At 61.3% G+C, this 17,671-nt stretch carries 15 protein-coding genes; 6 read left to right on the forward strand and 9 right to left on the reverse strand.

Translation table 11 applies throughout. The annotated features are described in order from the left end of the window. The first annotated feature begins 185 nt into the window (after positions 1–185). The 6 genes from INT12_RS15815 to INT12_RS15840 all read left to right on the forward strand — a co-directional run bounded on the left by INT12_RS15815 (position 186) and on the right by INT12_RS15840 (position 7,553). Complete coding sequence (locus INT12_RS15815) at positions 186–899, forward strand: MtnX-like HAD-IB family phosphatase (protein WP_193040464.1); 714 nt, start codon at positions 186–188, stop codon at positions 897–899. Continuing rightward, positions 892–2,286, forward strand: coding sequence for an aspartate aminotransferase family protein (locus INT12_RS15820; RefSeq protein ID WP_017844600.1), 1,395 nt, complete (start codon positions 892–894; stop codon positions 2,284–2,286). The genes INT12_RS15815 and INT12_RS15820 overlap by 8 nt, the downstream gene beginning before the upstream one ends. After that, on the forward strand, positions 2,283–3,194 hold the full coding sequence (locus tag INT12_RS15825) for an alpha/beta hydrolase (protein WP_046485794.1): 912 nt from the start codon (positions 2,283–2,285) through the stop codon (positions 3,192–3,194). The genes INT12_RS15820 and INT12_RS15825 overlap by 4 nt, the downstream gene beginning before the upstream one ends. A gap of 78 nt (positions 3,195–3,272) precedes the next feature. Further along, positions 3,273–4,397: a GNAT family N-acetyltransferase gene (locus INT12_RS15830; protein WP_017844602.1), complete on the forward strand. Its 1,125-nt coding sequence runs from the start codon at positions 3,273–3,275 to the stop codon at positions 4,395–4,397. Beyond that, the gene (locus INT12_RS15835) at positions 4,397–6,166 is read left to right on the forward strand and encodes a HAMP domain-containing sensor histidine kinase (RefSeq protein ID WP_126586129.1); all 1,770 of its coding nucleotides are present in this window, start codon (positions 4,397–4,399) and stop codon (positions 6,164–6,166) included. The genes INT12_RS15830 and INT12_RS15835 overlap by 1 nt, the downstream gene beginning before the upstream one ends. After that, positions 6,156–7,553: a sigma-54-dependent transcriptional regulator gene (locus tag INT12_RS15840; protein WP_193040463.1), complete on the forward strand. Its 1,398-nt coding sequence runs from the start codon at positions 6,156–6,158 to the stop codon at positions 7,551–7,553. Before INT12_RS15835 ends, INT12_RS15840 begins: the two co-directional genes overlap by 11 nt. A 131-nt stretch (positions 7,554–7,684) precedes the next feature. On the opposite strand, the gene INT12_RS15845 is transcribed toward INT12_RS15840, so the two are convergent. The 9 genes from INT12_RS15845 to INT12_RS15885 form a co-directional block, all read right to left on the reverse strand. Then, on the reverse strand, positions 7,685–8,014 hold the full coding sequence (locus tag INT12_RS15845; protein ID WP_162231505.1) for a GlpM family protein: 330 nt from the start codon (positions 8,012–8,014) through the stop codon (positions 7,685–7,687). A 19-nt stretch (positions 8,015–8,033) separates the two neighbouring features. Further along, entirely contained in the window at positions 8,034–9,374 is a 1,341-nt protein-coding gene (locus INT12_RS15850) for a sigma-54-dependent transcriptional regulator (protein ID WP_017844606.1), read from the reverse strand. Then, a complete protein-coding gene (locus INT12_RS15855) occupies positions 9,371–11,272 on the reverse strand; it encodes a sensor histidine kinase (protein WP_017844607.1) in 1,902 nt (633 codons plus the stop codon). The genes INT12_RS15850 and INT12_RS15855 overlap by 4 nt, the downstream gene beginning before the upstream one ends. Positions 11,273–11,431: 159 nt before the next feature. Next, on the reverse strand, positions 11,432–12,166 hold the full coding sequence (locus INT12_RS15860; RefSeq protein WP_017844608.1) for an amino acid ABC transporter ATP-binding protein: 735 nt from the start codon (positions 12,164–12,166) through the stop codon (positions 11,432–11,434). Further along, positions 12,163–12,834 carry an ABC transporter permease subunit gene (locus INT12_RS15865; RefSeq protein WP_017844609.1) on the reverse strand — a complete coding sequence of 224 codons (672 nt, stop codon included), beginning with the start codon at positions 12,832–12,834 and terminating at the stop codon, positions 12,163–12,165. Before INT12_RS15865 ends, INT12_RS15860 begins: the two co-directional genes overlap by 4 nt. Further along, complete coding sequence (locus INT12_RS15870; RefSeq protein ID WP_017844610.1) at positions 12,834–13,580, reverse strand: amino acid ABC transporter permease; 747 nt, start codon at positions 13,578–13,580, stop codon at positions 12,834–12,836. The genes INT12_RS15865 and INT12_RS15870 overlap by 1 nt, the downstream gene beginning before the upstream one ends. Positions 13,581–13,774: 194 nt before the next feature. Next, entirely contained in the window at positions 13,775–14,701 is a 927-nt protein-coding gene (locus tag INT12_RS15875) for a glutamate/aspartate ABC transporter substrate-binding protein (RefSeq protein ID WP_017844611.1), read from the reverse strand. A 315-nt stretch (positions 14,702–15,016) separates the two neighbouring features. Continuing rightward, a complete protein-coding gene (glpD, locus tag INT12_RS15880) occupies positions 15,017–16,555 on the reverse strand; it encodes a glycerol-3-phosphate dehydrogenase (protein ID WP_193040462.1) in 1,539 nt (512 codons plus the stop codon). A 275-nt stretch (positions 16,556–16,830) separates the two neighbouring features. Continuing rightward, positions 16,831–17,586, reverse strand: coding sequence for a DeoR/GlpR family transcriptional regulator (locus INT12_RS15885; protein WP_017844613.1), 756 nt, complete (start codon positions 17,584–17,586; stop codon positions 16,831–16,833). Positions 17,587–17,671 lie beyond the last annotated feature (85 nt).

Here is a 17,671-nt window from a genome sequence, read left to right on the forward strand (position 1 = left end):
CGCAGCCTTGGCGCAAGCACTCATCTTGTTTGTAGCAAGCTACAAAAATTGTAGCTCCTTCGACACAAAACCGTCTGACATCCGCGCAAACCCCCAGCGCCATTGGGTGCTGGCCAGTTGGCACAGTCCCTGCTCTACACCTTCTGCAAGCGCACAGAGCGCGCTCCTCCTCAAGGTAAACGCAGATGATCCACTGGCATATCGTGTGTGACTTCGACGGGACCATTACCCCCACCGATGTCATCGACAACGTCCTCCAACGCTTCGCCAGCCCCGAGTGGGAAACCATCGAGCAGGAATGGTTGGATGGGCATATCGGTTCACGCGAATGCCTGAGCCGCCAACTCGCGCTGATCAAGGCCACTCCAAGTGAGCTGCTGGCGTATTTCGACAGCGTCGAGATCGACCCGGACTTCCCCGATTTCGTCGATCACGTCATCGGCCTGGGTGCGTCCATCGAAGTGGTCAGCGACGGCATCGAGCAAGGCATCGCGCGGATTCTGTCGCGCAACTACGTGAGCTTGCTGCCGATCCTCGCCAACCGCCTGCGCCAGGTCGACCAGAACAGCTGGCGCATCGACTTCCCGTATGCCAGCGATGCCTGCCGTGCCGCTTCCGGCAACTGCAAGTGCAAATCCACCCCGCGCAACAAGCGCGTGCTGGTGATTGGTGACGGCAAGTCCGACATGTGCGTTGCCTCCACCGCCGACTTCGTTTTCGCCAAGGGCAGCCTTGCCCGGTACTGCGAGGCCAACAACATTCCCCATGCGCGCTTCGACACCTTCGCCGAAGTGAGCGCATTGCTGGCCAAGCTGCCACAGGGCATCGCCGCCAACGCCACGACCTTTGCCCCTACTGACCTCTCTATTGAAAATCAGGAACTCTTCCACCATGTCTGATATCCGCATCGCGAGCGCCGAAGACCAGATTCTTCTGGATAAAGAAGCCAAATACTGCTCTTACGGCGACACCGTTCACTACATCGAGCCACCGCGCATTTTCAGCCGTTGCGAAGGCTCCTACGTGTGGGACACCGAAGATCAGGCCTACCTCGACCTGCAAATGTGGTACTCGGCGGTCAACTTCGGCTATGCCAACCCGCGCTTGAACAATGCGCTGAAACAGCAGATCGACACCCTGCCGCAAATCGCCAGCCAGTACCTGCACAAAGGCAAGATCGAGCTGTCGGAAATGATCGCGGTCGACGCCAAGAAGAAGTTCGGCCTCGACGGTCGCGTCCACTTCAACGTCGGCGGTTCGCAGTCCATCGAAGACTCCCTGAAAGTGGTGCGTAACGCTACCAACGGCAAGAGCCTGATGTTCGCCTTCGAAGGTGGCTACCACGGGCGCACCCTCGGCGCGTCGTCGATCACCTCCAGCTACCGCTACCGTCGTCGCTATGGCCACTTCGGCGAGCGTGCGCAGTTCATCCCGTTCCCGTACCACTTCCGCGGCCCTAAAGGCATGACCAAGGAAGAATACGGCAGCCACTGTGTGCAGCAATTCGCCCGCCTGTTCGAGACCGAATACAACGGCGTGTGGGACCCGAAAGTCGGCCAGAGTGAATACGCCGCGTTCTACGTCGAGCCGATCCAGGGCACCGGCGGCTACGTGATCCCGCCGATGAACTTCTACCGCGAGCTCAAGCAGGTGCTGGACCAGCACGGCATCCTGATGGTGTCCGACGAAATCCAGATGGGCTTCTACCGCACCGGCAAGCTGTGGTCGATCGAACACTTCGACGTACAACCCGACGTGATCGTGTTCGGCAAGGCGCTGACCAACGGCCTCAACCCGCTGGGCGGCATCTGGGCCCGTGAAGAACTGATCAACCCGAAGATCTTCCCGCCAGGTTCGACCCACTCCACCTTCGCCTCCAACCCGTTGGGCACGGCGGTAGGCCTGGAAATGTTCAAGATGACCAACGAAGTCGACTACGGCGCGATGGTCATGGCCAAGGGCAAGTTCTTCCTGGAAGGCTTGCAGGACCTGCAGAAACGCTTCCCGATCATCGGCGACGTCGACGGCCTGGGCCTGGCCCTGCGCTGCGAAATCTGCGGCCCGGATGGTTTCACGCCGGACAAGGCGACCCTGGACTACATGGTCGAAGAAGGCATGAAAGGCGACATGGTGGTGGACGGACGCAAACTCGGCCTGATCCTCGACGTGGGCGGCTACTACAAGAACGTGATCACCCTGGCACCGTCCCTGGAAATCAGCTACCCGGAAATCGAACTGGGCCTGAAGCTGCTCGAGCAACTGCTGGTGCGAGCGACTAAACGGTGAGCAACGTCGGGATCGACCTCGGTGAGGGTGATGCCGGCTTCGTTCTCGGTGAAGGGCCGGTCGGCATCCTGTTGATCCACGGCCTGACAGGCACGCCGACGGAACTGCGCCAGGTCGCCAAGGGCCTGGCCAAGGTGGGTAATTGCACGGTGTACGTGCCCACCCTGGCCGGGCACTGCGGCGACAACAGCGACCTGCAGGCCACCGGCTGGCTGGACTGGTACGAAGGGTTGCGCCGAACCTTCGCCCAGGTCCGCCAGCGCCATGAACAGGTGTTTGTCGGCGGTCTGTCGATGGGCGCGGTGATGTCGATGTACCTGGCCTCGGAGCATCCGGGCCAGGTCGCCGGGCTGCTGATGTATTCGACCACCTTGAAGTACGACGGCTGGAGCATCAACAAGCTGGCGTTCCTTACGCCGTTGCTGATGAAAATTCCGTTCGGCGTGCATATCTGTCGCTTTGAAGAGAAGCCGCCCTACGGCATCAAGAACGAACGCCTACGGGCGATCGTCGAGCGGCAGATGAAGGAAGGGGAGAGCAGCGAGGCTGGCCTGCTGACCATGGAGGGCATCACGGTGCGCGAGTTGCACCGGATGAACGCCGTGGTCAAGAAGCGCATGCCTCAGGTCAAGGTGCCGGCCCTGGTGCTGCATTCGATCGAGGATGACATCACCAGCCGCTGGAACGCCGATTACGTGGAACGTCACCTCGGCGGGCCGGTGACCAAGATCCTGCTGGACAACTGCTACCACATGATCACCGTCGACCTGCAATACCGCCGGGTGATCGAGTTGAGTGCGGAGTTTGTCGAGCTGCACACCGCTTCCGTGGACGCCGGTGCGTTGTGGCGAGGGCGCTTGCCCGCGTCAGGCAGCGAAGCGAGCCTGGAACCTGCCACCTCGTTCTAGTTGTAAGGAGCGCGTGTCATTGAGGGGGCTGCTGCGCAGTCCAGCGGGAGTACGCTCCCTCGCTACAAAGGATTCGATGTGATAACCACCCAAGCCTTCCCGACCATCCGGGCCATCCGGCGCAGTGCCTGGAACGACTGTTTTCCCGGCGCGCTGGAGGACTGGGACTACTATGTTGCCGTGGAAAACGCCGCGATCGACGATTTTCAATGGCGCTACCTGGCGGTATTTGAAGACGGCGCGCTGGTGGCCGTGGCGGCCGCGTTCATCACCCATTACCGCCTCGATACCACGGTGTCGGGCGTCGGCAAGCGCTTGACCTCGCGGCTGGAGCGGCTGTGGCCGGGTGTTTTGCAAGTGGGGCTGTACGCCATCGGTTCGCCGGTGGCCGAGCGTTGCGACGCCGGGTTTGCCAGTGGCGTGCCTGAGGTTCGGCGCGCGCTGTTACTCAAGCACCTGCTGCTGGCGGCGCGCCAGGACGCCGATGAGTTCGGCATCGGCCTGGTGGCGGTCAAGGATGCCCCGACGCAGGACCCGCACTGGGCCGACAGTTGCCGCGCGGCTGGCTTTCAAAGCATGCCGAGCTTGCCCACGGGCTTATTGCCGCTGCCTTACGGCTCGGTGGACGCTTACCTGGGCTCGCTGGGCAAATCCACGCGCAAGGACTTGCGGCGCAAACTGCGCGCGCCAGGCCCAAGGGTGGAGTGGCGGCGCAACATCGACGATGTGCTGCCCGAGGTCATGCGCCTGTACGAAGCCACGCTGACCCGTGCCGAGCTGCAGTTCGAACGCTTGCCCGCCAGTTATTTCACCGGCGTGCTCGAACGCCTTGAACAACGCGCGGTCTGTGTTCTTTACTGGGTCGACGAGCACTTGGTGGCGTTCAACCTGATGCTGGTGGACGAGCATCGGCTGGTCGACAAGTTCTTCGGGCACGACGTGGAGTTTACCCGTGACTACAACCTCTACTTCCGTAGTTGGTTGACCAATGTCGACTACTGTATCCAACACAATATTGCGTTGTATGAGTGTGGCCAGGCCGGATATGCCAGTAAGCTGCGGCTGGGGTGCGAGTTCCAGGGCAACAGCCTGTTCTTCCGCCACCGTAACCGGCTGGTCAACGGCCTGCTCAGACTCGTGAAAATGTTTCTTCGACCGGATCGTTCCGACCCTGCCATGGCTGCTGCGATAAGCGAAACCTGATGATCACCAAGACCCGCCAGAAAGCCCGCCCCTTTGCCATTTCGCGCTGGAGCGTCCAGCGCAAGTTGGTGCTGGCGTTCTGGCTGGTCAGTGTGATTCCGACCATGATCGCGGCCGAGCTGGCCGCCACCACGCTGTCGCAGATTTTCGACAGCAACGTGCGGATCTGGCTGCAGGAATCGACCAAGATCGTCAAGGACGAGATCGGCGACATCCTGCATGACAACGCGCGCATGGCGAAATTGTTCCTGCGCTACGCCAGCCCGCCCTCCAGCCGGGAGGCGGCCAAGCACGACAGGCTCGCCGCCGATATCGCCGAAGCCACGGACATCGACGTGGTGGCCCTGATTCGCAGCAGTGACCACCGGGTGGTGTTCAGCACCGCGCCCAATGACATCGTCAAGCAGATCAACCTGACCAGCAACGCCGCATTGCAGACCGTGCAAGTGGCGGGGGTGAATACCGGCATCGTGGTCTCGACTTTCGAGACCAGCCAGGACGGCGTTGACTACGTGCTGCTGGTGGCCACCTACCTGGACAGCAGTTTCCTCACCAGCGTAGCCGACGTACATTCCCTCGACCTGCGCCTGTACCTGGCCAACCCCGGCGGTTTCTCGGAAATTTTCTCGACCCAGCGCTTCATGGATCACCCCTCGCACATCCCGAAAGGCGTCGAAGCCGAGATGCGCAGCAGCAAGCAACCCAGCGAACAGTTCACCAACAAATACAGCGGTTTGTACTGGCCGATCTTCAACGATGCCGGCGAGCTGCAAGGCGTGATCTTCAGCGGCCTGCTGCGCCATACCAGCCTGGTCGGGCTGGTGAACCAGAGCAACCTGTTCGTGCTGATTTTCCTGCTCAGCTCGGCACTGTCCCTGGCGGCGGGGCTGCTGGTGTCGCGGCGCTTGACCCAACCGTTGCGCGATCTGTCCCAGGGCGTGAGCGCCGTGATCTCGGGCAATTATGCCCACCGTGTGGTGGTCAGCGGCGGCGATGAGCTGGCGCAATTGAGCAGCACCTTCAACCATATGACCGAACGGCTGGGGGAGTTGCATCACCTCGAAGCCCAACTGCGTCGGCGCGACCGCCTGCATGCCCTGGGCGAAGTCGCCATGGGCCTGGCCCACGAAATCCGTAACCCGCTGGGGATCATCAAGACCGCCACGCAACTGCTGCACCGTCGCACCGACTTGCCGGAAGCCGACAAGCGCCACCTGGAATATGTGATCAGCGAAGTCAGCCGGATCAACGACCTGATCACCGAGTTTCTCGATTTCGCCAAACCCAACGCGCCGCTGCGCGTATTGCAACCGGCGCGCGCGCTGGTGGAGGAGATCCTCGGCTTCTGCAGCCCGGAACTGGCCAGCCACAAAATCGACGCCCACATCGACGACCAGGCGCCCGGCGCGACCATCTATGCCGACGCCAAGCAGCTCAAACAGGCCTGCCTCAACCTGATTCTCAACGCTATCGATGCAATGCCCGAAGGTGGCCGCCTGACCCTGGGCATTCGTTCGATGGGCGACAACACGGTCATCAGCGTCGCCGACACCGGCCAGGGTATCCCGGCGGATATGATCGAGCGCATCTTCACCCCGTTCGTCACCACCAAGGCTTCCGGCACCGGCCTGGGCCTGGCCAAAGTCTATTCGATCATGGAAAGTCACGACGGCAGCATCGAATGCATCAGCGAGAATGATGCCGGCGCTACGTTCAGCCTGTACATTCCGGCAACCGGCGAAGACGACGAGGACAGTCATGACGCATAACATATTGGTGGTCGACGACGAGCCCAAGCTCTGTGACCTGTTGTCGTCGGCCCTCAGCCAGAATGGCATCCAGGTGTTCACGGCGGGTAACGGCCTGCACGCGCTCAAAGTGCTGGAGCAGGAAGACATCGACCTGGTGATCAGCGACTGGCGCATGCCAGGCATGGACGGTCCAGCGCTGCTGGCCGAGATCAAGGCGCGCTATTCCCAGGTGCCGGTGATCGTGATGACCGCCTACAGCACGGTGAAAAACGCCGTACAGTCGATGCGCAACGGTGCGTATGACTACATTGCCAAGCCGTTCGATATCGACGAGCTGGACATCACCGTGGCCAAGGCCCTGCAGTTTCGCGACATCATGCGCGACAACGCCCGCATGCGCGCCGAGCTGGACGAGCAGGCGCAGTTCGACAGCCTGGTGGGCGACAGCCCGGCGTTTCGCAAGGTGTTGCAGGCAGTGGATTCGGTGCGCGACAGCAGCGCAACGATCCTGCTGACCGGCGAAAGCGGCACCGGCAAGGAAATGGTCGCCCGCGCCATCCACAAGCACGGCAGCCGGGCCGACAAGCCGTTCGTCGCGGTCAATTGCGCGGCGATTCCCGAAGGGTTGCTGGAAAGCGAAATGTTCGGCCATCGCAAGGGCGCCTTCACCGGTGCCGTGGCCGACCGGGTCGGGCGTTTTATGCAGGCCGACAAGGGCACGCTGTTTCTCGACGAAGTGGGCGACATGCCGCTGGCGCTGCAGGCCAAGATTCTGCGCGCCTTGCAGGAGCGGGTGATCGAGCCGGTGGGCGACCCCCGCGAGCGCAAGGTGGACGTGCGCGTGATCGCCGCCACCAACAAGAACCTGTTGGTGGCGGTGGCCAACAAGGAGTTTCGCGAGGACTTGTATTACCGCCTCAACGTGTTCCCGATCCCGCTGCCGCCCTTGCGCGAGCGCGTGGAAGACATCGCGCCCCTGGCCCGGCACTTCGCCCAGACCTTGAGCGTCACCGCTGGTAAACGCATCACCGGTTTCAGCCCCGAGGCCTTGCAGGCCATGACGGCGTATCACTGGCCGGGCAATATCCGCGAGCTGCAGAACTGCGTGGAACGCGCGACGATCGTGGCGTCATCGCCGGTGATTGAAGATATCGACTTGCCGGGTTATCTGTTCGCGTCCAAGCCCAGCGAGGGCGGCGTGACGGCGATCCTCAGCGACGGACCGGGCATTCCCCAGGACCTGGATGCGGCGCTGGCGGAGGTGGAGAAAGCCTACATCCAGGCGGCATTGCACGAGAGCAATGGCGTACAGGCGGCCGCGGCGGCGAAGATCGGGATTTCCGAGCGCAGCTTCTGGTATCGCCTGAAGAAGCTGGGGATTCAGGTCGACAAAATAGTCCGCTGAGTTGCCTGGCACAGCACTGTTCTAAATGTGGGAGGGGGCTTGCCCCCGATAGCAGTGGGTCAGACAGCCTATGTGTATCTGATCCACCGCCATCGGGGGCAAGCCCCCTCCCACGTTTGGATTGTGGTGTGTCAGGTCTGCAGGCGTACCCAGACGCTGACCAGAACAGTCGCTGCCATCAACCACGCTAGCGCTGCTACGGCTAAAGAGGCTTCCAGGCGCAGGCGATCGACCAGCACGTAGAGCGTCGCCAAATACACAAAGTACGGAATGATCGACCACATCCCGAACAGGATGGTGGTCTTCAAATCGTCCACCGAACGGCCTTTGCCGACGATGTAATGGGCGATCAGCGCAAAGGTCGGGAACAGCGGCACCAACCCGGCGATGTAGTAATTCCGGGTCTTGGCCAACGCGGCCAGTATCAGCACCACCGCCGCGCCCAGGGCGGCCTTCAATATCAGATCCACGCGCGGTTCCTCAGTGGCTCAAACCGTATTTCTTGACCTTGTCGAACAGGGTGGTCTTGGCCATTCCCAGTTCCTGGCTGGCCTGGGTCAGGTTGCCGCCGCTGCGTTGCAGCGCGTCGTTGAGCAGGTTGCGTTCGAAGGCTTCCACCGCTTCGGTGAAGGCCAGGCCCTGGCTGCCGCTGCTGGCGCCGCTTTTCTTGAAGGCGGGCAGGCCCAGGGCGAAGCGCTCGGCGACGTTGCGCAGTTCACGCACGTTGCCCGGCCAGTCGTGGCTCATCAGGTTGGATAGGGTCTGGTTGTCGAGGTCCGGCACGCTGCGGTCGAAGCGCAGGGATGATTGCTGCAGGAAGTGTTCGAACAGTTGCAGGATGTCTTCGCGGCGTTCGCGCAAAGGCGGCAGTTCCAGGGTCACGACGTTGAGGCGGTAGTACAGGTCGCTACGGAACTGGCTGGCGCGGCTCAATTCGTCGAGGTCGGACTTGGTGGCGGCGATCACCCGGCAATCCACCGCCACGCTCTGGTTCGAACCCAGGCGTTCGAGGGTGCGTTCCTGCAACACGCGCAGCAGCTTGATCTGCAGGTTGATCGGCATGCTTTCCACTTCATCGAGAAACAGCGTGCCTTCGTGGGCGTGCTCGATCTTGCCGATCCGACGTTTGCCGGCGCCGGTAAAGGCGTTGGCTTCGTGGCCGAAAATCTCGCTTTCGAACAGGTTCTCCGGCAGGCCGCCGCAGTTCAGCGCGACGAACGGGTGAGCGTGGCGTCGGCTGAAATCATGCAGGCACCGCGCGACCAGTTCCTTGCCGGTGCCGGTCTCGCCTTCAATCAGCACGTTGGCCGAGGTATCCGCGACGTTGGCGATCAATTCGCGCAGGTTCTGCATTGCCGGCGAGCGGCCGATGATGCGTCCTTCCAGGGAGTCGCGCTCGGCCAACTGGCGGCGCAGGGCCCAGACTTCCCGCGCCAGCCCGCGCTGTTCCAGGGCGCGGCGCGCGACGTCGACCAGGCGTTCGGGAGAGAAGGGTTTTTCCATGAAGTCATAGGCGCCGTTGCGCATGGCGCCGACCGCCATGGAAATATCGCCGTGCCCGGTAATCAATACCACCGGCAGGCTTTTATCCAGAGCCTTGAGGCGGGTGAGCAGTTCCAGGCCGTCGATACCCGGCAGGCGGATATCGCTGATGACGATGCCGGCAAAGTTCTCGCCGATGCGCTTGAGCGCCTCTTCGGCACTGCCCACGCCGACGCTGGGGATGTCTTCCAGTGCCAGGGCTTGCTGGCAGCCGAGCAGCACGTGGGGGTCGTCTTCGACGATCAGGACGGTGAGGTCAGGGTTTTTTTCTACGTTCATGACGACTCGGCTGTTTGAGCGCCCACCAGCGGCAGGCTCAGGACAAAGGCAGTACCACCACCGACGGGATGCTCCACGGCGAGGTTGCCGCCGGTGGCCGCGGCCAGGCTGGCGGACAACGTAAGGCCAAGGCCCAGGCCTTGCTCGCCGGGTTTGGTGGTGAAGAACGGTTCGAACAGATGCTTGCGCGCCTCGGGGTCGATGCCATGGCCGTTGTCGCGCACCTGCAGGCGGTATTTGCCGTCGGCTTCATGGCCTTCCAGCCACAGTTCCGGTGCCGGTTGTGCTTGCATGGCATCGAGGGCGTTGCCGATCAGGTTGACCAGGATCTGCTCCAGGCGCGTCTGGTCGATCTGCAATTGGGCCGGGGCAAAGTCGCGGTGCAGCGTCAGCGGCAGGCTGTCGAGACGCGCGCCGAGCACTTGGAACGCGGCATCCACGGCCTTGCCCAGGTTGGCTTCGCCCTGGTCGTCGCCGCGCCGCGCGAAGGAGCGCAGGCTGGCGGTGATGCGGCCCATGCGGTCGATCAATTCGTTGATGGTCTTGAGGTTGGCGCTGGCGGTATCCAGCGCGCCGCGTTCGAGGAAGCGCACGGTATTGCCGGACAAGGTGCGCAACGCGGCGAGGGGTTGGTTCAATTCGTGGGCGATGCTGGTGGACATCTGGCCGATGGCCGCCAGTTTGCCCGCCTGCACCAGCTCATCCTGGGCGCGGCGCAGGGTTTCCTCGGCCTGGCGGCGCTCGCGAATCTGCCCCTTGAGGCGCTCGTTGCTCGCGCGCAGGTCGGCGGTGCGTTCGGCAATCCGGCGTTCCAGCTGGCTGTTGGCTTCCTGCAAGGCTTCCCGGGCGGCGAGGCGGGTGGCGATGACTTTGCGTCGTTCGTTCCAGGCAATCAGCAGGAGCGCCACCAGGCCAAAGGCGACGGCCACCAGGATGCCCTGGTTGATCGCCGCACGGCGCAGGTCGTTGAGCGGGGTGAGCAGGGTGAAATTCCACGGCGTGTCGCTCAGCGGCCGGGTCTGGGCCAGGTAGCTGACTTCGTGCTCATCGGCCACCACTTCACTGTTGGCCGGAAAGGTCAGTTTTTCTGTGCCTTCGTTGAGGCGCTCGCGGGCCAGGGGCTCCAGCTCGTTCAGCGTCGCCCAGTAATATTGCAGGCTGTGCGCCAGGCGGTCCTTGGTCTCATCGCTCAGGGGGCGCACGGCCTTGAGGCGGCGGGCCGGGTCGCTGGAAAGGATGATGATACCGTTCTCGTCGCTGACAAACGCTTCGAGACGCGCGCGTTTCCAGCGTTCCTCCAGCGCTTCGAGGCGGACCTTGACCACAGCGACGCCGATGATCTTGCCGTGCTCTTCCAGGCCGTGGGCCAGGTAGTAGCCGGGTTCGCCATTGGTGCTACCGATGCCATAGAAACGCCCGGGCTGGCCGCGCACGGCGTTCTGGAAATAGGCGCGGAAGGACAGGTCTTCACCCTGGTAGCTGTCGGCATCGCGCCAGTTGCTGGTGGCCAGTACGCGGCCGGTGGTGTCCATCACATAGATGGCCCGACTGCGGCTGCGCCGGTTCAGGCCTTCGAGGTAGTCGTTGACGGTCTTGCGGGTGTCCTGGTTCGGCTCGGCCAGCAGCGTGGACACGCTGGATTCCAGTTCCAGGAGGCTGGGCAGGTACGTGTATTTGCTCAGTTCGCTTTCGACGGTGCGGGCATGCAGCTCCAGCTGGCGTTCGCCGGTATCGCTGAGGGTGCGGATGCCATAGTACTCACTGATCCAGAAGCCGATATAACCCAGGCCGATCATCAGGGCGATGATCAACGGCGGCAGGAACAGTTGGCGGATCAGACGAGGCTTCACGGCAAGTGATGGCGGCGCGGCGCGATAGAGGTTGGGGTCGCATTTCATCACAGATGCCTTGGGTCAGCTACCGCTCACCCCTTCCTGTAGGAGCGAGCTTGCTCGCGAAAAAACCAAGGGCACCGCGTTCATCCAGGATGTGCGCGTCATCGTTGCCGTTTTTCGCGAGCAAGCTCGCTCCTACAGGAGGAGCAAGCTGTGGCTTTTTTAGTGCTGCAGGATTTTCTCGAGGAAGTGCTGCGCGCGTTCGGAGCGGGCGCTGATGTCGCCGAAGAACTCTTCTTTCGGGCAGTCTTCGATGATCTTGCCGGCGTCCATGAAGATCACGCGGTCGGCCACTTTGCGGGCGAAGCCCATTTCGTGGGTCACGCACATCATGGTCATGCCTTCCTGGGCCAGTTGCACCATCACGTCCAGCACTTCGTTGACCATTTCCGGGTCGAGGGCCGAGGTCGGTTCGTCGAACAGCATGACGATCGGGTCCATGGCGAGGGCGCGGGCAATCGCCACACGTTGCTGCTGGCCACCGGAAAGCTGGCCAGGGTGCTTGTGGGCGTGCGCCGACAGGCCGACGCGATCAAGCAGTTGCAGGCCCTTCTTGGTGGCTTCTTCCTTGCTGCGGCCGAGCACCTTGATCTGCGCGATGGTCAGGTTTTCGGTGATGGTCAGGTGCGGGAACAGCTCGAAGTGCTGGAACACCATGCCGACGCGCGAGCGCAGTTTCGGCAGGTTGGTCTTCGGGTCGGCGATGGACGTGCCGTCGACGATCACGTCGCCTTTCTGGAACGGTTCCAGCGCGTTGACGCACTTGATCAGGGTGGATTTACCCGAGCCGGACGGCCCGCACACCACGATCACTTCGCCTTTTTTAACCTCGGTGCTGCAATCGGTCAGCACCTGGAAGTCGCCATACCACTTGTTGACGTTTTTGATAGAGATCATACGGCAAACCTTTTTTGCAGACGCTTGACCAGCAGCGAGGCGGAAAAGCTGATGATGAAGTAGACGACACCGGCGAAGATCAGGAACTCATTGGAGCGGCCGATGATGTCGCCGTTGGAGCGGGCGGAGTTGAGGAAATCCACCAGGCCCACGGTGTAGACCAGCGAGGTGTCCTGGAACAGGATGATGCTCTGTTGCAGCAGCAACGGGGTCATCTTGCGGAACGCCTGGGGCAGGATGATCAGGCGCATGGTCTGACCGTAAGTCATGCCCATGGCCTGCGCGGCCGCCATCTGGCCCTTGGGAATCGATTGCACGCCGGCCCGCACGATTTCACAGAAGTACGCGGCCTCGAACATCATGAAGGCCACGACGCAGGAGGCGAATGCACCGATCGGCGTGTCTTCGCCGGTGATCCAGCGCAGCACGAAGGGCACCGCCAGGTAGAACCAGGTGATGACCAGCAGCAACGGGATCGAGCGGAAATAGTTCACGTAGGCGCCGGCCAGGCGTGACAGCAACTTGCTGGACGACAGGCGCATCAACGCCAGGATCGTGCCGAGGACAATACCGCCGACCACGCCCATGACCATCAACTGCAAGGTCATGACCATGCCGTTCCACAGGCCGGGGATGGCGGGGATGATGCCGCTGAAATCGAATTCCATTATTTACCCCCCACGGAGATCAGGCCGGGCACTGCGACTTTCTTCTCGACCAGGCGCATCAGCAACATCAGGCTCATGTTCAGGGTGAAGTAGATCAGCGTGGCCAGGGTGAAGGCTTCAAACAGGTTGGCCGAGAATTCGGCGGTCTGCTTGGTTTGCGCCAGCAATTCCATCAGGCCGATCAAGGACGCCACGGAGGAGTTCTTGAACACGTTGAGGAATTCCGAGGTGAGCGGCGGAATGATGATCCGGTAAGCCTGCGGCAGCAGCACGTTCCAGTAGATCTGCGGCAGCTTGAAACCCATGGCGCGGGCGGCGGCTTCCTGGCCACGCGGCAGCGCCTGGATGCCGGTGCGTACCTGCTCGCAGACACGGGCGGCGGTGAACAGACCCAGGCACACCACAACGCTCAGGTAGGCCGAGGTGGTCGGGTTCAGGTCTTGCTTGTACCAGTCCTGCAGGTTTTGCGGCAGCAGGTCGGGTATCAGGAAGTACCAGATGAACAGCTGCACCAGCAGCGGCACGTTGCGGAACAGTTCCACGTAGCAGGTGGCGATGCCCGATACGATACGGTTTGGCACGGTACGCATGACCCCCAGCATGGAGCCCAGCAGCAAGGCGATGATCCATGCCACGACGGCGATGGCAATGGTCCAGCCCAGGCCGGCGATGTACCAGTCGAGATAAGTCTCGCTGCCAACGCCAGTGGACTTGAAGAACACGCCCCAGTCCCAGTTGTAATTCATTAGGGTCTCCCCTCGAGATCGATCGATGTACAAGCACCCGCTTGGGGAAAATCCGTTCCCGCCTGACGGTGAACGCCAGGCACACACGATCGGCTCGAAAACCGCCCGGTCGAGTGTTCCAAAATATAGCCAGCAGGTAGTAACAGACGCCTGAGGGAGGAGTGGCTCCCTCAGGAGATAAGGTTAGCCAGAAATCAGATTTTTACGTCAGGCGCAGGCTTATCGCTCGGATTGGCGATCAGTTCCTTGACCTTGTCGCTCATCGGGAAGTTCAGGTTCAGGCCTTTTGGTGGGATCGGGCTTTCGAACCACTTGCTATAAATCTTGTTGATTTCACCGGATTTGTAGAGCGCGACGATGGCGTCATCCACGGCTTTCTTGAACGCAGGATCTTCTTTGCGAACCATGCAGGCGTAGGCTTCGAAGGACTGCGGAGTACCAGTGATAACCCAGTCATTCGGCTTCTTGGCCTTGGCTTCTTCACCGGCCAGCAGGGCGTCGTCCATCATGAAGGCAACGGCGCGGCCGCTTTCCAGCATCTGGAAGGACTCGCCGTGGTCTTTGGCGGAGATGACGTTCATGCCCATCTGCTTGTCGGCGTTCATCGCCTTGATGATGCGCTCGGACGTGGTGCCGGCGGTGGTCACGACGTTTTTGCCTTTGAGGTCGGCGAAGTCGCTATAGGACGGCTTGCCATCCTTGTCTTTCTTGACCAGCAGGCGGGTGCCGATTTCGAAGATATTGGTGGTGAACGCCACTTGCTGGGCGCGCTCGGCGTTGTTGGTGGTGGAACCGCACTCGATGTCCACGGTGCCGTTCTGCACCAGCGGGATACGGGTCTGGGAAGTGACCAGGTTGTACTTGGCCTGCAGTTGGGGCTTGTTCAGGTCTTTTTTCAGGGCTTCGACGATAGCCAGCTGAATGTCGTGGGAGTAGCCCACCGGTTTACCCGAACCATCCGCGATGTAGGAAAACGGAATGGAGCTGTCGCGGTGCCCAAGGGTGATGGTGCCCGAGTCGTTGATTTTTTTCAGCGTGCCGGTGAGTTCGGCGGCGAAAACTGGAGTGCTGATCAGAGCGGCAGCGATAGCTGCGCCCAAAATATGGGGAACGATGCGCATCAATACTTCCTCGACATTTGTTTTTTTTATGAAGCCGGTTAAGCGGCTCTCTTATACAGCGAATGCCCGTGACGGCTCCTGAGGCATCTCAGGCAATCGTCCTGAAGTGTAGAGCATGAGTCGTGCCAGTCCACGAGTAAAAGGTTAACTATATGATTTATATAGGAATTAACTTTTTATGAGCGAGGATTTATAACGGCCAGGTCCGGCAAACCGAATCGCGCAGGGGAATGGTGTTCGGAAAACCGAATGGCTGAACCGATATGAAAAAGCCCCTGGGCCTTACGGCGCAGGGGCTTTTGTACGAGCAGTCTGTCAGGCCGCCTGGATCTTGCTGCGGTTATGCTCAACCTTGGACAGATAACGCCGCACATTGGCCTGTTCTTCCGGGGTGGTGAACAGGCCAAGCTTGGTACGGCGCCACAGCACGTCCTCGGGTTGGGTCGCCCATTCTTCGGCGCACAGGTAGTCGACTTCGCGGGTATACAGGCCGCCACCGAGGTGGTCGCCGAGGTCGGCCAGCGATTGCACGCCTTCGAGCAGGCGCCAGGTGCGGCTGCCGTAGGTGGTGGACCAGCGCCGTGCGATCTCGCTTGGCACCCAGTTGAACTGGGTACGGATGGCCGCAGCGAGGGCTTCCGGCGTGCTCATGTCTTCGCCGCCCGGCAGGCTGGCGGTGGCGGTCCAGCTTGGGCGCATCTGTGTGAAATAGGGCGCCAGGTGAGCCATCGCCGACTCGGCGAGTTTGCGGTAGGTGGTCAGTTTGCCGCCGAACACCGACAGGATCGGCGCCTCGCCAGCGCCGCCGGAGAGCGACAAGGTGTAGTCGCGGGTGATGGCCGACGGGTTGTCCGACTCATCGTTGCACAGCGGGCGCACGCCGGAGTAGGTGTGGACGATGTCGTCGCGGCTCAGTTGTTTCTTGAAGTGAGCGTTGACCACCTTGAGCATGTAGTCGGTTTCACCTTCGGTGATCGCCACTTTCGCCGGATCGCCGGTGTATTCGCGGTCGGTGGTGCCGATGATAGTCAGGTGGTCCAGGTATGGAATCGTAAACACGATGCGCTGGTCTTCGTTCTGTAGGATGTGCGCGTGGGCGCCTTCGTACAGTTTCGGCACGATCAGGTGGCTGCCCTGGATCAGGCGGATGCCGTAGGGCGAATCCAGCTTCAAGTCTTCCTTGATGAATTTGGCGACCCACGGCCCGGCGGCATTCACCAGCGCCTTGGCGCGGATCGAGAACAGGCTGCCGTCGGTGCGTTCCATGTTCATTTCCCACAGGCCCTTGCTGCGGTACGCGCTGACGCAGCGGGTTTGGGTGTGGATGTGTGCGCCTTTTTCACGCGCGGCCATGGCGTTGAGCACCACCAGGCGGGCGTCATCGACCCAGCAGTCGGAATATTCGAAGCCTTTGGTGATTTCGCTTTTCAGCGGGCTGTCGGGACCGAACTTGAGGCTTTTCGAACCGGCGAGCTTTTCGCGCTTGCCCAGGTGGTCATACAGGAACAGGCCGGCGCGGATCATCCACGCCGGACGCAGGTGCGGGCGGTGCGGCAACACAAAGCGCATCTGCTTGACGATGTGCGGGGCCTTGGCCAGCAGGACTTCGCGTTCGGCCAGGGCTTCGCGCACCAGGCGGAATTCGTAATGTTCGAGGTAGCGCAGGCCGCCGTGGATCAGCTTGCTGCTGGCAGAGGACGTGTGGCTGGCCAGGTCGTCCTTTTCGCAAAGGAATACCGACAACCCGCGCCCGGCTGCGTCTGCTGCGATGCCGACGCCATTGATCCCGCCACCGATTACGGCAACGTCATAGACTTCGGCAAGCGGTGGAGCAGGCAAGGTGGAAGGGTTCATCGGCTGGCCTCGCGATCTTTTCGTATTGGAAATCGAACATTAATGTTCATTTACGAAAATGGTAGCTGATAAACGCGCCCACAGCCACCCGACTTCGATTGAAAAAACTCATCGAAGGGCGAGAAAAGGAAAATTTGTGAACATGTGCCTGGGGAAGGCTCAAGGAAATGGGGCTGGATCAATTGCTATCGGGGGCAAGCCCCCTCCCACATTTGAATGGGTTCACACATCAAAGTGTGGGAGGGGGCTTGCCCCCGATAGCGTCAGTGCAGACGCTAGACGACTTCCAGCCGAACCTTATGCTGGTTCAACAACTGCACCAGCGCTGGCACCGGCTGCTGGTCAGTCACCAGGCAGTCCACCAGGCTGATCGGGCCCAGGCGAATCATGGCATTGCGCCCGAATTTGCTCGAGTCAGCCGCCAGGATCACCTTGCGTGCATTGGCGATGATCGCCTGGGAAACCCGCACTTCCTGGTAGTCGAAGTCGAGCAGGCTGCCGTCTTCATCGATACCGCTGATGCCGACCAGGGCGAAATCGACCTTGAACTGGTTGATAAAGTCGACGCTGGCCTGGCCCACCACGCCGCCGTCACGTCGCACACTCCCGCCAGTCAGCAGTACGTCGAAGTCGTCCTTGGCGCTGAGCATGGTGGCGACGTTGAGGTTGTTGGTGATGATTTTCAGGTGATTGTGGTTGAGCAACGCACGGGCGATGGATTCGGTGGTGGTGCCGATGTTGATGAACAGCGAGGCATGGTCGGGGATTTGTGCGGCGATCGCTTCGCCGATGCGCTGTTTCTCGTCGCGCATCTGGTCGGCCCGCATGGCGTATGCGGTGTTTTCGACGCTGGAATCATAGGCTGCGCCGCCGTGGTAGCGGCGCAACAGGTTGGCGTCCGCGAGCTGGTTGATATCGCGGCGGATGGTTTGCGGGGTGACAACGAACAACTGCGCCATTTCCTCGATACTGACGTAGCCGCGTTCGCGGACCAGTTCGAGGATTTGTTGCTGGCGGGGAGGCAGATTCATTGGGCGTCCTTTGGGCTGCCATACAAAAGTGGCCCATGATGACGCAGGAATCTGCTCCCTGCCAGTTACAACCCTAAGTGGTTCC

This window comes from Pseudomonas sp. K8 (genome assembly GCF_014889455.1).
Taxonomy (GTDB): domain Bacteria; phylum Pseudomonadota; class Gammaproteobacteria; order Pseudomonadales; family Pseudomonadaceae; genus Aquipseudomonas; species Aquipseudomonas veronii.

Excerpts from the sequence above, each read along its gene's own strand:
- INT12_RS15815 (WP_193040464.1), top strand. The coding sequence starts at position 186 with ATGATCCACTGGCATATCGTGTGTGACTTCGACGGGACCATTACCCCC.
- INT12_RS15820 (WP_017844600.1), top strand. The coding sequence starts at position 892 with ATGTCTGATATCCGCATCGCGAGCGCCGAAGACCAGATTCTTCTGGAT.
- INT12_RS15835 (WP_126586129.1), top strand. The coding sequence starts at position 4,397 with ATGATCACCAAGACCCGCCAGAAAGCCCGCCCCTTTGCCATTTCGCGC.
- INT12_RS15840 (WP_193040463.1), top strand. The coding sequence starts at position 6,156 with ATGACGCATAACATATTGGTGGTCGACGACGAGCCCAAGCTCTGTGAC.
- INT12_RS15850 (WP_017844606.1), bottom strand. The coding sequence starts at position 9,374 with ATGAACGTAGAAAAAAACCCTGACCTCACCGTCCTGATCGTCGAAGAC.
- INT12_RS15855 (WP_017844607.1), bottom strand. The coding sequence starts at position 11,272 with ATGAAATGCGACCCCAACCTCTATCGCGCCGCGCCGCCATCACTTGCC.
- INT12_RS15860 (WP_017844608.1), bottom strand. The coding sequence starts at position 12,166 with ATGATCTCTATCAAAAACGTCAACAAGTGGTATGGCGACTTCCAGGTG.
- INT12_RS15865 (WP_017844609.1), bottom strand. The coding sequence starts at position 12,834 with ATGGAATTCGATTTCAGCGGCATCATCCCCGCCATCCCCGGCCTGTGG.
- INT12_RS15870 (WP_017844610.1), bottom strand. The coding sequence starts at position 13,580 with ATGAATTACAACTGGGACTGGGGCGTGTTCTTCAAGTCCACTGGCGTT.
- INT12_RS15875 (WP_017844611.1), bottom strand. The coding sequence starts at position 14,701 with ATGCGCATCGTTCCCCATATTTTGGGCGCAGCTATCGCTGCCGCTCTG.
- glpD (WP_193040462.1), bottom strand. The coding sequence starts at position 16,555 with ATGAACCCTTCCACCTTGCCTGCTCCACCGCTTGCCGAAGTCTATGAC.
- INT12_RS15885 (WP_017844613.1), bottom strand. The coding sequence starts at position 17,586 with ATGAATCTGCCTCCCCGCCAGCAACAAATCCTCGAACTGGTCCGCGAA.